Source organism: Pseudomonas sp. Root401 (assembly GCF_001425105.1).
Taxonomy (GTDB): domain Bacteria; phylum Pseudomonadota; class Gammaproteobacteria; order Pseudomonadales; family Pseudomonadaceae; genus Aquipseudomonas; species Aquipseudomonas brassicacearum.
In genome coordinates this window covers 125,532-138,378 of record NZ_LMDO01000005.1, presented here as the reverse complement: position 1 = coordinate 138,378, position 12,847 = coordinate 125,532, and the positions used below count along the sequence as shown (strand labels likewise).

General features: G+C 59.1%; 10 protein-coding genes and 4 tRNA genes. 10 read left to right on the top strand and 4 right to left on the bottom strand.

The window, feature by feature from the left end; all coding sequences use genetic code 11:
- Nucleotides 1-56 precede the first annotated feature (56 nt).
- The 6 genes from alaS to ASC85_RS06105 all read left to right on the top strand — a co-directional run bounded on the left by alaS (nt 57) and on the right by ASC85_RS06105 (nt 4,872).
- Nucleotides 57-2,678, top strand: coding sequence for an alanine--tRNA ligase (gene alaS, locus ASC85_RS06130; RefSeq protein ID WP_057448643.1), 2,622 nt, complete (start codon nt 57-59; stop codon nt 2,676-2,678).
- 92 nt (nt 2,679-2,770) lie between these two features.
- Nucleotides 2,771-4,012, top strand: a complete 1,242-nt coding sequence (locus tag ASC85_RS06125) for an aspartate kinase (RefSeq protein ID WP_003204774.1) — start codon at nt 2,771-2,773, stop codon at nt 4,010-4,012.
- Between the two features lie 184 nt (nt 4,013-4,196).
- Nucleotides 4,197-4,385 carry a carbon storage regulator CsrA gene (gene csrA, locus ASC85_RS06120; protein ID WP_003178872.1) on the top strand — a complete coding sequence of 63 codons (189 nt, stop codon included), beginning with the start codon at nt 4,197-4,199 and terminating at the stop codon, nt 4,383-4,385.
- A 62-nt stretch (nt 4,386-4,447) separates the two neighbouring features.
- A tRNA-Ser gene (locus ASC85_RS06115) sits at nt 4,448-4,538 on the top strand.
- Nucleotides 4,539-4,645: 107 nt separating this feature from the next.
- Nucleotides 4,646-4,722, top strand: a tRNA-Arg gene (locus ASC85_RS06110).
- Between the two features lie 73 nt (nt 4,723-4,795).
- A tRNA-Arg gene (locus ASC85_RS06105) sits at nt 4,796-4,872 on the top strand.
- 40 nt (nt 4,873-4,912) lie between these two features.
- On the opposite strand, the gene ASC85_RS06100 is transcribed toward ASC85_RS06105, so the two are convergent.
- Nucleotides 4,913-5,428 (bottom strand): hypothetical protein, encoded by a 516-nt coding sequence (locus ASC85_RS06100; RefSeq protein WP_057448642.1) that lies wholly within the window; start codon nt 5,426-5,428, stop codon nt 4,913-4,915.
- 322 nt (nt 5,429-5,750) lie between these two features.
- Between ASC85_RS06100 and mgtE the strand changes: the two genes are divergently transcribed.
- The gene (gene mgtE / locus ASC85_RS06095; RefSeq protein WP_003204768.1) at nt 5,751-7,193 is read left to right on the top strand and encodes a magnesium transporter; all 1,443 of its coding nucleotides are present in this window, start codon (nt 5,751-5,753) and stop codon (nt 7,191-7,193) included.
- Nucleotides 7,194-7,575: 382 nt separating this feature from the next.
- Here the strand turns inward: mgtE and ASC85_RS06090 are convergent, their stop codons facing one another.
- The 3 genes from ASC85_RS06090 to ASC85_RS06080 all read right to left on the bottom strand — a co-directional run bounded on the left by ASC85_RS06090 (nt 7,576) and on the right by ASC85_RS06080 (nt 9,565).
- On the bottom strand, nt 7,576-8,184 hold the full coding sequence (locus ASC85_RS06090) for a LysE family translocator (RefSeq protein ID WP_057448641.1): 609 nt from the start codon (nt 8,182-8,184) through the stop codon (nt 7,576-7,578).
- Between the two features lie 79 nt (nt 8,185-8,263).
- Nucleotides 8,264-9,076 (bottom strand): AraC family transcriptional regulator, encoded by an 813-nt coding sequence (locus tag ASC85_RS06085; protein ID WP_082534324.1) that lies wholly within the window; start codon nt 9,074-9,076, stop codon nt 8,264-8,266.
- 162 nt (nt 9,077-9,238) lie between these two features.
- On the bottom strand, nt 9,239-9,565 hold the full coding sequence (locus ASC85_RS06080; protein ID WP_003204761.1) for an Arc family DNA-binding protein: 327 nt from the start codon (nt 9,563-9,565) through the stop codon (nt 9,239-9,241).
- Between the two features lie 525 nt (nt 9,566-10,090).
- On the opposite strand from ASC85_RS06080, the gene ASC85_RS06075 reads away from it, so the two are divergent.
- The 3 genes from ASC85_RS06075 to ASC85_RS06065 all read left to right on the top strand — a co-directional run bounded on the left by ASC85_RS06075 (nt 10,091) and on the right by ASC85_RS06065 (nt 12,815).
- Nucleotides 10,091-10,167 (top strand) — tRNA-Arg (locus tag ASC85_RS06075).
- A 458-nt stretch (nt 10,168-10,625) separates the two neighbouring features.
- Complete coding sequence (locus ASC85_RS06070; protein WP_057448640.1) at nt 10,626-12,287, top strand: ShlB/FhaC/HecB family hemolysin secretion/activation protein; 1,662 nt, start codon at nt 10,626-10,628, stop codon at nt 12,285-12,287.
- A 9-nt stretch (nt 12,288-12,296) separates the two neighbouring features.
- Complete coding sequence (locus ASC85_RS06065; protein WP_057448639.1) at nt 12,297-12,815, top strand: toxin-activating lysine-acyltransferase; 519 nt, start codon at nt 12,297-12,299, stop codon at nt 12,813-12,815.
- The last annotated feature ends 32 nt before the right edge of the window (nt 12,816-12,847 follow it).

Genomic DNA, 12,847 nt, shown 5'->3' with positions numbered 1-12,847 from the left:
TTCGTCTGTTGACGTTTTGCACAGGCCTTTGGCCGCAGCCTCCGTGGAAGAACCTAATGAAAAGCGCAGAAATCCGTGAAGCCTTCCTTCGCTTCTTCGAAGAGCAAGGCCACACCCGAGTAGCCTCCAGCTCTTTGATTCCGGGCAACGACCCGACCCTGCTGTTTACCAACGCGGGGATGAACCAGTTCAAGGACTGCTTCCTGGGCCAGGAAAAACGTGCCTACACCCGTGCGGTGAGCAGCCAGAAGTGCGTGCGCGCCGGCGGCAAGCACAACGACCTGGAGAACGTCGGTTATACCGCTCGTCACCACACCTTCTTCGAAATGCTGGGTAACTTCAGCTTCGGTGACTATTTCAAGCGCGACGCCATCACCTTCGCCTGGACCTTCCTGACCTCCGACAAGTGGCTGAACCTGCCAAAGGAGAAGCTCTGGGTAACGGTCTACGCCACTGACGACGAAGCCTATGACATCTGGACCAAAGAAGTCGGTGTCCCGGCTGAGCGCATGGTGCGCATCGGCGACAACAAAGGCGCGCCTTACGCCTCCGATAACTTCTGGACCATGGGTGACACCGGCCCGTGTGGCCCGTGCACCGAGATTTTCTACGATCACGGCGCCGACATCTGGGGCGGCCCACCTGGCTCGCCGGAAGAAGATGGCGACCGCTACATCGAGATCTGGAACAACGTGTTCATGCAGTTCAACCGCACCGCCGATGGCGTGTTGCATCCGCTGCCAGCGCCGTCGGTCGACACCGGCATGGGCCTGGAGCGGATCAGTGCGGTGCTGCAGCACGTTCACTCCAACTACGAAATCGACCTGTTCCAGAGCCTGCTGAGCGCGTCGGCCCAGGCCATCGGTTGCACCAACGACAACCAGGCGTCGCTCAAAGTGGTGGCCGACCACATCCGTTCCTGCGGTTTCCTGATTGCCGACGGTGTGCTGCCTTCCAACGAAGGCCGCGGCTATGTGCTGCGCCGGATCATCCGTCGCGCCTGCCGTCACGGCAACAAGCTGGGCGCCAAGGGCAGCTTCTTCTATCAGATCGTCGCGGCATTGGCGGCCGAGATGGGCGAAGCCTTCCCGGAGCTCAAATCCCAGCAGGCGCACATCGAGCGCGTGCTCAAGGCTGAAGAAGAACAATTCGCCAAGACCCTGGAGCAAGGCCTGAAGATCCTCGAGCAGGACCTGGCCGAGCTCAAGGGCAACGTGGTCCCGGGCGATGTGGTGTTCAAGTTGTACGACACCTACGGTTTCCCGATGGACCTGACCGGCGACATCGCCCGCGAACGCAACCTGACCCTCGACGAGGAAGGTTTCGAGCGCGAGATGGACGCCCAGCGGGTGCGTGCGCGTTCCGCCAGTTCCTTCGGCATGGACTACAACAGCCTGGTCAAGGTTGACGTGGCCACCGAGTTCACCGGTTATGCAGGCACCACCGGTTCGGCCAAGATCGTTGCCATCTATAAGGACGGGCAATCGGTCGACATCCTGAGCGAAGGCCAGGAAGGCGTGATCGTGCTGGACAAGACCCCGTTCTACGCCGAATCCGGCGGCCAGATCGGCGACAGCGGTTACCTGCAGGCCGGCAGCTCGCGTTTCGACGTGCGTGACACCACCAAGACCGGCGGCGCCTTCCTGCACCACGGTGTGCTGGCTTCGGGCAGCCTGATGATCGCAGCCCCGGTGGCCGCCCATGTCGACGCTGACGTCCGACATGCCACGTCGCTGAACCACTCCGCCACGCACTTGCTGCACGCCGCGTTGCGCCAGGTGCTGGGCGAGCATGTCCAGCAGAAAGGTTCGTTGGTGGACAGTCAGCGCCTGCGCTTCGACTTCAGCCATTTCGAAGCCATCAAGCCTGAGCAGCTCAAGGCGTTGGAAGAAATCGTCAACGCCGAGATTCGCAAGAACTCCCCGGTGGAAACCGAAGAAACCGACATCGAGACCGCCAAGCGCAAGGGCGCGATGGCGTTGTTCGGCGAGAAATACGGCGACAGCGTCCGCGTGCTGAGCATGGGCGACTTCTCCGTTGAACTGTGCGGTGGCATCCACGCCAACCGCACCGGTGACATCGGCCTGATGAAAATCATCAGCGAAGGTGGCGTGGCATCCGGCGTGCGCCGGATCGAAGCGGTCACCGGCGCGGCGGCCCTGGCGTACCTCAACGCGGCCGAAGAACAACTCAAGGAAGCGGCAACCCTGATCAAGGGCAGCCGTGACAACCTGATCGACAAGCTGTCGGCTGTGCTGGAGCGCAATCGCCTGCTGGAAAAGCAACTCGAGCAGTTGCAGGCCAAGGCCGCCAGCGCTGCGGGCGACGATCTGTCGGCCCAGGCCGTGGACGTCAAGGGCGTGAACGTGCTGGCCGTGCGTCTGGACGGCCAGGATGGCAAGGCGCTGCTGGCGCTGGTCGATCAACTGAAAAACAAACTCGGCCGCGCAGTGATCCTGCTCGGCAGTGTCCATGAGGAAAAGGTCGTTCTCGTCGCAGGCGTGACCAAAGACCTGACTGGCCAACTCAAAGCCGGTGATTTGATGAAGCAAGCCGCTGCGACAGTGGGCGGCAAGGGCGGTGGTCGTCCGGACATGGCGCAAGGCGGTGGTACCGACGTCGGCGCACTGGACGCAGCACTGGCCCAGACCGTTGCATTTGTAGAGCAGGGTATTTAAGGCAGCGCCGCTGGGCTTGTGGTCTAGTGACGAGCCCAGCCGCTGTTTGAGTGATCTATTGGGCGCCCTTCATGGGCAGAGGCGGCTTTGAAATGGCTTTGATCGTACAGAAATTTGGAGGCACCTCGGTCGGCACTGTCGAGAGAATCGAACAAGTCGCCGACAAGGTTAAGAAATTCCGCGAGGCGGGCGATGACCTGGTGGTTGTGCTGTCGGCAATGAGCGGCGAGACCAACCGTCTGATCGATCTGGCCAAGCAAATCAGTGGCGATCAGCAACCGGTTCCGCGGGAACTGGATGTGATCGTTTCCACCGGCGAGCAGGTGACCATCGCCTTGCTGGCCATGGCGCTGATCAAGCGTGGCGTGCCGGCGGTGTCCTACACCGGCAACCAGGTGCGTATCCTGACGGACAGCGCGCACAACAAAGCGCGTATTCTGCAGATCGACGACCAGAAGATTCGCGGCGACCTGAAGGCTGGCCGTGTCGTGGTCGTCGCCGGTTTCCAGGGTGTGGACGAGCAGGGCAACATCACCACCCTCGGCCGTGGTGGTTCCGACACCACGGGCGTAGCGCTGGCAGCGGCCCTCAAGGCTGACGAATGCCAGATCTACACCGATGTGGACGGTGTCTACACCACTGACCCACGCGTGGTGCCTGTGGCCCAGCGCCTGGACAAGATCACGTTCGAAGAAATGCTGGAAATGGCCAGCCTCGGTTCGAAGGTGTTGCAGATCCGGGCGGTCGAATTCGCCGGCAAGTACAACGTTCCGCTGCGCGTTCTGCACAGCTTCAAAGAGGGTCCGGGCACCCTCATTACTATTGATGAAGAGGAATCCATGGAACAGCCGATCATTTCCGGCATCGCTTTCAACCGCGATGAAGCCAAGCTGACCATCCGTGGCGTGCCAGACACCCCCGGCGTGGCGTTCAAGATTCTCGGCCCGATCAGTGCCGCGAACATCGAAGTCGACATGATCGTGCAGAACGTCTCGCACGATAACACCACTGACTTCACCTTCACCGTGCACCGCAACGACTACCAGTCTGCCGAAGCGATACTGAAAAAAACCGCTGGCGAGATCGGTGCCCGTGAAGTGGTCGGCGATACCAAGATCGCCAAGGTCTCGATTGTCGGTGTCGGCATGCGCTCCCACGCAGGCGTGGCCAGCCGCATGTTCGAATCCCTGGCCAAGGAAAGCATCAACATCCAGATGATCTCTACCTCGGAAATCAAGGTTTCCGTGGTGATCGAAGAGAAATACCTGGAACTGGCCGTGCGCGCCCTGCACACGGCTTTCGAACTCGACGCTCCTGCCCAGCCGGGCGAATAAAGCGTTGTCTGGAGGGCGCGGCTGGACCGCGCCCTTTGTTTTTCTGAATGGCGCGTCCCAAAACTGTTCTTTTGCCCGCGCTGGTCAATACTAGGCCTGTAGGCTTCGACCGTTTCGGTTGTAGGTCCAATGCCTTTTTTTTGCAGACTGTTGTCCCTTAAGTGAATTGCATGAGGAGAAAGGTATGCTGATTCTGACCCGTCGGTGTGCAGAAAGCCTGATTATTGGCGATGGCGAAATCACCGTGACCGTGCTCGGCGTCAAAGGAAACCAAGTGCGTATCGGCGTCAATGCCCCGAAAGAGGTTGCTGTACACCGCGAGGAAATTTACCTGCGTATCAAGAAAGAGAAGGACGACGAACCAAGCCATTAATTTTTATCGATTTTTATGTTTGCAAACGGGGATGAAGGTGGTTAATATACGCCCCGTGTTGCGGAGAGCTGGCCGAGTGGCCGAAGGCGCTCCCCTGCTAAGGGAGTACACCTCAAAAGGGTGTCGGGGGTTCGAATCCCCCGTTCTCCGCCATTATTCGTTTAGTGCGTCAAAACCTGGCTTGTTCAGTAAGTGATTGAAATTACTGAAAAAAGCGCTTTACAAAAGGAATTGACGACCTATAATGCGCGGCAACAAATGCACTCGTAGCTCAGCTGGATAGAGTACTCGGCTACGAACCGAGCGGTCACAGGTTCGAATCCTGTCGAGTGCACCATTTAAGAGTTGTTTTGCAGCAATGCAAATAACTTGGCTTCAACCAGTTGTGATCTGGTATAAAACCACAACCTGCACTCGTAGCTCAGCTGGATAGAGTACTCGGCTACGAACCGAGCGGTCACAGGTTCGAATCCTGTCGAGTGCACCAAACACCAAAAAGCCCGCGTTTAACGCGGGCTTTTTGCTGTCTACGATTTGCCTTTCACGCATCCCCTCTCGTCGAACACGATCTCTGCGCTGCGACCTTTCTTCGCTTTGTAGGTATACCGGGTGCTCGAATTCCGAACTTTGATCGAGTCTGGCTTGCCCAGGGCGCTCTCTACGTCCTGTTGGCTCATGCCGGCGATGATGCGTCGGTCCAGGATGGCGTCGCGGCGTTGCCTGGCGTCGATGAGGTTCCCGCAGCGGTCCTGGAACTGGCCAACCACGGTCGGTTCCTTGCGCGTGGTTTTGTTTCCGGATGTTTGCCCGCGCTCCGCTTCGGGCAGCATCGCCTCGGTCGTCGGTTTGATTGTCGGTTCGGTCGAACCTGGGCGGTACGGATGGATCTGTTGTAGCGACAGGGCTTCTCCCGGGCCGCAGCTCAGGGTGGTGAATGTCACGTGCCCTGCGATGTTTTCGCAGCGATGCACGGTCTGCCCGGCAGCCCACAAAGGCAGGCAGGGCAAGCAGGCGAGCAGGAACAGGCAGTGGTTGAGGTGCATCCGGTCGTCCTCCTTGACGGTGCAGAAGAGAAGGGTAGTCGCCGCATTTCTGCCGCGGCGTGTGTTTTCTTTTCTGGATAAGTCGTCGTAAAGGAACAGGTTCAGCCTGTGTTCAGGTTTGTCTCGCAAGCGCTTGTTCTTGCCCTGATTTTTTAGCGTTTTAAAGCGTCAAGCGGTGTATGATTGCGCCCGTCAGCCCCGCCGGGGCTTTGGAATATTTCCATGGACTTACCCAGTAGTTACTCAATATTTAGTTTTGCCAATCATGAATTGACTGATTGATCCTTCCGGCGTGCTCCACTGCTGGGAGTGGAGTTCGCCTATGACCCAAGTAGATGTAAAAAAAACGCAGGAAAGCCTTCAGGATCGCCTCGCTCAAGTTGTTGAGCTGCTGCAGCGCCAGCGGGTCGTCGAAGACCTGACGCATCGCCAGGAAGGTCCGCATCATGACCGGGTCGAGAACCTGGTCCATCGGCAGAATCTCGTCGAGCTGCAACGCAAGCTCGATGATCTGCACTCCGCCGACGTCGCCTACATTCTTGAAGCCTTGCCACTGGAAGAGCGTCTGACGGTCTGGCAGTTGGTCAAGGCTGATCGCGACGGTGACATCCTGCTCGAAGTGTCGGACTCGGTTCGGGAAACCCTGATCGCCGACATGGATGATCACGAGTTGCTGGCGGCGGCCAAGGAAATGGACGCCGACGAACTCGCCGACCTTGCGCCCGAACTGCCGCGGGACGTTGTCCACGAACTGATGGAAGCCCTCGACGGCCAGCAGCGTGAGCGCGTGCGCTCGGCGTTGTCCTACGACGAGGAGCAGGTCGGTGCGCTGATGGACTTCGAGATGGTGACGATCCGCGAGGACGTCAGCCTTGAAGTGGTATTGCGCTACCTGCGTCGCCTCAAGGAGCTGCCGGGGCATACTGACAAGCTTTTCGTGGTCGACTACGACGGCGTGCTCAAGGGCGTTCTGCCCATCAAGCGCCTGCTCGTCAACGACCCGGAAAAACAGGTGGCCGAGGTCATGGCCAGCGATCCGGTGAGCTTTCACCCGGACGAAGACGCCTATGATGCGGCCCAGGCGTTCGAACGTTATGACTTGATTTCGGCGCCGGTGGTCGACAAGAACGGCAAGCTGATCGGCCGTCTGACCATCGATGAAATGGTCGACTTGATTCGTGAGGAAAGCGAAAGCGAAGTCCTCAACATGGCCGGTCTGCGCGAAGAAGAAGACATCTTCGCCTCGGTCTGGAAATCCCTGCGTAACCGCTGGGCCTGGTTGGCGATCAATCTGATCACCGCGTTTGTTGCCTCCCGGGTCATCGGCCTGTTCGAAGGCTCCATCGAAAAACTGGTGGCACTCGCGGCGCTGATGCCCATCGTCGCCGGTATCGGTGGCAACTCCGGCAACCAGACGATCACCATGATCGTCCGTGCCATGGCGCTGGACCAGGTCAGTACCGGCAACACTTCGCGATTGATGCGCAAGGAACTGGCTGTGTCCTTGATCAACGGCGTGATTTGGGGCGGTGTGATTGGTGTGGTGGCTTATCTGCTCTATGGCAGCTGGTCGCTGGGGGTGGTCATGACGGCCGCTATGACGCTCAATCTGTTGTTGGCGGCATTGATGGGGGTCCTGATCCCCATGACCCTGGCCCGCATGGGCCGTGACCCTGCCATGGGTGCCAGTGTGATGATCACGGCCGTGACTGACAGTGGCGGGTTCTTCATTTTCCTGGGGTTGGCGACGATTTTCCTGCTCTGAGTCGCTCATCAAGAAACCCGCCTATCTGGCGTAAGACTGTCCACTTAGAAAAAACGGCGCTTCTTTCAGAAATGGGAAGCGCCGTTTTTTTTGCGCTTTTTTTTGGTTGAAGGGGCGTCGAGATCAAGTGCCCAAGGCAAGAGCAGCAGGCAGGCCCAGCCTCTATGCAACTGCACCACCGCTATCGCGAGCAAGCCCAATATCCATGTGACTGAACCACCGCCTTCGCGAGCAGGCTCGCTCCCACAATTGGATCGGAGTACGACCGGAAGAACCAGGTCGGCTACAAGGCCGCCTCGCGGTGGACGTAGATCTCGGCGCCCCGTTACCGCAGCAATGGATATACACACCAACCCTGCCCCCCGCAAAATCCCCCCGCGCATCACTGCATCAACGCCAATCGTGCCGCCAGTAACACAAAAGCTGCCGAGAATAGCCGGCGCAACCACTGCAACACGGATGGACGCTCCAGGACATGGCGGCGCATCGATGCGCAGAGCACGCCATAGATGACGAAGACGGCAAAGGTGATCGCCATGAAGATGAAGCTCAGTTGCAGCATGCGCCACATGGCATCCGTTTCTCCTGGCGTGAGAAATTGCGGTAGAAAGGCCAGGAAAAAAATCGACAGCTTTGGATTCAGCAGGTTGAGCAAGATGCCCGACAAAATCACCGCGCCATTCGAGCGCGGAGTCTTGTGCGGATCAATATGCAAGGCCCCATGGCTCTGGAGCGTGCTCCATGCCATCCACAGCAGGTAAGCGACGCCCAGGTACTTGATGATCTCGAAGGCCAGTGGGCTGGTATGCAGCAGTGCGGCGAGGCCCGTGATGGCTGCCAGCATGTGCGGCACGATCCCCAGGGTGCAGCTGAATGCGGCTACCACACTCGCGCGCCAGCCCCGGGCCAGGCCGGCTGCCACCGTATAGACCACGCCAGTACCAGGCGAAGCTGCGACGATCAGGGAAGTGACAAAAAAATCGAGGTTCATGCGACGCCGACCTTGGCAGTTATGAAGTCTCCAGCCTGCCTGCGATGAGGAGGGGCGTCTTGAACGAAATTGCAGGTCGCTACGGGTGGCCTTGCCGGGCGTACATGCCGGGTGAGAATCCAAAGTTGCGCACGAAGCATCGGGTCATATGGCTCTGATCGGCGAAACCGCTGGCCAGGGACGCATCGGCCAGCGGCATGCCAGCAGCGATCAGTTGTCGTGCCCGGTGGATACGTCGTTGCAGCAGATAGGCGTGGGGTGTCAAACCCGTCAGGCGGGTGAAGGCGCGTACCAGTTGAAAGCGGCTTAAATCGGCCTCCCTGGCGAGCAGGGCAAGCGACATGGACGACTGCGGATCGTCGTCGATCAGGGCTTTCGCACGGTTTGCCGCGACCTCCGGCAAAGACGATGCCGGCATGGAGCGATCCAGCAAATGTTCGAGCAAAAGCGCGAGCGTTTCTTCGATCTTCAGCCGATCGCCAAACTCCTCGGCTTGAGCGACGGCTTGGTACAGAGTGCGAAACAATTCGGCCGCGCGCGGCCTTCGCAATACCGGATAAGCGAATTCCTGGGCACAGATGCCCCCATCGTTCGCCATATCCTTGAATGCCTGCGCAATCAGCGGCGGGTCGAAATACAGCATCTGCCAACGACGTGTCCCGTTTCCGATGGGCGCGCCGTCATGCACTTCGGCCGGATTGACCGATATAAGGTCGCCAGCCGTCGCTTCTACCTGGCCTCGGCCGCTGGCTGAACGTTGCGCCCCGCGCACAAGCAAGCCAATGCCAAAATGTTCATGCATATGCCGGACGAACGTTCGATCTGAATCGGCCTCGACCATTTCCACGCCCAGCCCTGGGATCCTTTGAATCTTGAATGCGTGACCTGTCATGCAGGCCTCCATGCCCATGCTTTTTAGCGGATCAATTTAGCATTACTGCCATGGGGCAGCAGTGGTGTTGGTTCGCTGATGAGTGCCTGAAATGCAGGCTTGGGCCAAACGCCAGGCAAAAAAAAAGCCAGCACGAGGCTGGCTTGAGTATTTTGGGGGCTATCAGGTCGCGTCGGCGGCCATTTCTGCGTCATGGGCAATCAGCGAAACGAGGGCGTTCTGCTGGCGATGGGAGAGTTGTCGGAAACGTTGAAGCAGTTCGCGCTCATGCAATGACAGCTCTGGGCTGTCCAGGCGCATGCTCAACTCTTCACCCAACGCGCCTTCCTGAATAAGGCTTTGCTCAAGACGCGCGATGATTTCAGAGTTCATGCTGCGGTGATGATTGCGAGCCACTTCGGCAATGCGTTCCCGCATTCCGTCTGGCAGACGTACGACGAACTTGTCAGCCGTACGGCTGGAATAAATTGCCTGTTTCAATGGGCGCATATATTTAACCGGTTAGTTCAGGGGAGCGGTTCTCGGGATTGGCCGCAGGATGTCGATAGGACAAGCTCCATTGCCAAATGTTCAACCTGAATTGTTAAGAGGCCCGCATCATGCCTCAAAATTGCCAGATCATTGGCGCCAATTCTGTGACAAATTCTGATCCGGGTAAAGGCGTTCTGCCAGTACCCTTCATCAAAAAATGCGGACTGGTTGGTAAAAAACAACAGGTTCGCATCTGTGACCGTCGGATTGTGTCTATGTGCCATACCGTCTGGCGGATAACGGAAATGGACAAAAACCTGTGTCGTCCCTGTCTTGTACAGGATAGTGGCAAATGGCCGATTTACTAGGATAAGCGAGCCAGGACAGATGAATGGCGGCCCAAGCTCGGCGTCCAGGATCTGCCAGCCGTACAGGGAGTACTATTTGCCTACACTTAAAAAGCCATGGGCGACATGACAAACGCAGGGCAGGTCGTTAACATGCACGCCGTCCTGCGCACCGCGTCTCTCGTGGTCGACTCGTGTCTCAGTAGCTCAATTGGATAGAGCATCCCCCTCCTAAGGGGAAGGTTGGCAGTTCGAACCTGCCCTGGGACACCATTATAAACAATGGGTTAGCGAAATTTCCGCTGACTTTTCCTGCTTTCATCCCCCTCTCCCGAACGATCAACTCCGGCCTGAGCGCGCCGTTCAGGCCTTGCACGGCCATTTCACCGCTCAATGCTGTGACCGATTTCCCATTTCTAGCCATTTGTATCGAGGATATTTCGGTAATGCGAAACTTTCTTCCCCCTCGGCTATCTGACCGTCTCGGTACGTTGTAGGACTTTTCCTTCGTTTTCGATGGAATTCGTACCTCTTTTATCTATGTCAGCGCCAATGCCGCGTCCGGCGGGCGTGACTCACCGTGTCTTTGATTCAGGCCACAAGGATGTGACATGCACCCAGCCGCACCCTGCCGAACGCGTAAACCGAGCAACGCTCGCCGTTGTGTTGACGGATCCCCTTCATCTGCACAAAACGCCAAGTGTCTCGCGCTGCTGTTGATGGCGGCGTGGATGACGGGGGCGTGGAGCGCTGCGCAGGCGGCTGGGCCTGAAGAAGAACTGTTGCGCCAGCAAGAGCGCGAACGGGTGTTGAGGGAACAGTTGGAATCCCGGCCGGATGTGCGCCTGCAGGCGGCCCCGGTGGCTGAGGGTGTCGATCGCTTGCCCGCCAAGGAAAGTCCCTGCTTTGCCATCAATGACATCCGTCTGATTGGCGAGGCGTCGGAGAAATTCCAGTGGGCGTTGCGCGCCGCCAACCCCAAGGATGACCCTGCCATCGGTCGTTGCCTCGGCGGTGGCGGGATCAATCTGACGATGAAGCGCATGCAGAACGCGATCATCGAGGCCGGCTACGTCACCACTCGCGTGCTCGCCGAAGCCCAGGACCTGAACAGCGGAGTGCTGGTCTTGACCCTGGTGCCGGGGCGCATTCGCGAGATTCGTTTCGAGGAGGGCACCAGCTCTCGCGCCAATGCCTGGAACGCGATGCCGGCCAATCCTGGCGACCTGCTCAACTTGCGCGACATCGAACAGGCGCTGGAAAACTTCAAGCGTGTGCCGACCGCCGAAGCCGATATCAAGATCGCACCGGCCCGTGCCGCCGACGCCAAACCCGGTGAGAGCGACGTGGTGATCGCCTGGAGCCAACGGTTCCCCGCCCGTGTGAGCCTGTCGGTGGACAATTCGGGCAGCAAGACCACCGGTAAATACCAGGGCAACGTGTCGCTGTCATTGGACAACCTGCTCTCGCTCAACGATTTGCTCTACGCCAGCGTCAACCATGACTTGGGCGGGGGCGAGTCCGGGCACCGCGGCTCCGATGGCCGCACGCTGCATTATTCGCTGCCGTTCGGCTACTGGCAGGTGGGGTTCACCAGCAGCGAATACAACTACGAACAGTCCGTCGCCGGCACCAACCAGACCTATCAGTACCGGGGCGAGAGTCGTAACAACGAGTTGCGCCTGTCACGCCTGCTGTACCGCGACGCTGTTCGCAAGACCACCGCCTGGGGCAGCCTCTGGACGCGCTCGTCGGAGAACTTCATCGACGACACCGAAGTCGGCAACCAGAAACGCCGCATGGCCGGCTGGCAGTTGGGGTTGGATCATCGAGAGTTCATTGGTGCTTCGATTCTTGACCTGGGTGTCGCCTATCGTCGCGGTACCGGTGCCCACGACTCGCTCAGGGCACCCGAGGAAGATTTTGATGCCGGCACGTCGCGCTCGCAAATCATCACCGCCGACGCCCAACTGCAGGTGCCATTTCAGCTTGGCGATCAGCGCCTGCGCTACATCGGCGGCTGGCGTGCGCAATGGAACCGGACGCCGCTGGTCCCCCAGGATCGTTTCTCGATTGGCGGGCGCTACAGCGTGCGGGGCTTCGACGGTGAAAACATTCTTTCCGCCGACCGTGGCTGGACCCTGCGCAACGAGGTCGGCCTGTCCTTGGGTCAGACCGGCCAGGAGCTCTACACCGGTATCGACTATGGCGAAGTCAGCGGCCAATCCAGTGAGTTCCTGATCGGTCAGCGCCTGGCGGGGGCCGTGGTGGGCATTCGCGGTGGTTACAAGGGCCTGTCCTATGACTGGTCGGTGGGCACGCCGTTGAAGAAACCCGATGGTTTCGAGACGGCCAACGTGACCAGCGCCTTCACCGTCATCTGGTCATTCTGAGGTGATCCCATGCAGTTCGAGACGCTAGACATTATCGCCCCCGGCCTGATCGATGAACCCTGGAGCGAAGCCGCGGTGTTCGGCTCTGCCACTTGGTTGTGGATGCATTCCGAGGCCCATCGCGATGCGCCGTTGCACACCTTGCCGACGCTGCTGCTGCCGGCCCTCAAGCATCGCCAGTTCGTGCTCGGCTCCGAGCACGGCAAGCCGGTGTTCTACCTGTCCTGGCTCAACCTCGACGAGGCGGCAGAGCAACGCTACCTGCGCCAGTCGCCGCTGGCGCTGACCCAAGACGACTGGAACAGCGGCGAGCGCCTCTGGCTCAACGACTGGGTCGCGCCCTTTGGCCACACGGCGGTATTGAGCCGCTTGTTGCAACGTCACCTTTTCATCGATCGCTGCGCCCGTGCCCTCTATCACCGAGGCGATGAGCGCGGCCTGCGGGTCAAGACATTCCAAGGGATCGGGGTCATTCCCGAACAGGCCCAGGCCTGGTTCGCCGCCCACCCACTGGCAATCGAAGCGTAACTCCAACCACTGGTCGTGCGGGCTGGCTCCGC

Excerpts from the sequence above, each read along its gene's own strand:
- mgtE (WP_003204768.1), top strand. The coding sequence starts at position 5,751 with ATGACCCAAGTAGATGTAAAAAAAACGCAGGAAAGCCTTCAGGATCGC.
- ASC85_RS06080 (WP_003204761.1), bottom strand. The coding sequence starts at position 9,565 with ATGCGCCCATTGAAACAGGCAATTTATTCCAGCCGTACGGCTGACAAG.
- ASC85_RS06090 (WP_057448641.1), bottom strand. The coding sequence starts at position 8,184 with ATGAACCTCGATTTTTTTGTCACTTCCCTGATCGTCGCAGCTTCGCCT.
- ASC85_RS06125 (WP_003204774.1), top strand. The coding sequence starts at position 2,771 with ATGGCTTTGATCGTACAGAAATTTGGAGGCACCTCGGTCGGCACTGTC.
- ASC85_RS06100 (WP_057448642.1), bottom strand. The coding sequence starts at position 5,428 with ATGCACCTCAACCACTGCCTGTTCCTGCTCGCCTGCTTGCCCTGCCTG.
- alaS (WP_057448643.1), top strand. The coding sequence starts at position 57 with ATGAAAAGCGCAGAAATCCGTGAAGCCTTCCTTCGCTTCTTCGAAGAG.
- ASC85_RS06085 (WP_082534324.1), bottom strand. The coding sequence starts at position 9,076 with ATGACAGGTCACGCATTCAAGATTCAAAGGATCCCAGGGCTGGGCGTG.
- ASC85_RS06070 (WP_057448640.1), top strand. The coding sequence starts at position 10,626 with ATGACGGGGGCGTGGAGCGCTGCGCAGGCGGCTGGGCCTGAAGAAGAA.
- ASC85_RS06065 (WP_057448639.1), top strand. The coding sequence starts at position 12,297 with ATGCAGTTCGAGACGCTAGACATTATCGCCCCCGGCCTGATCGATGAA.
- csrA (WP_003178872.1), top strand. The coding sequence starts at position 4,197 with ATGCTGATTCTGACCCGTCGGTGTGCAGAAAGCCTGATTATTGGCGAT.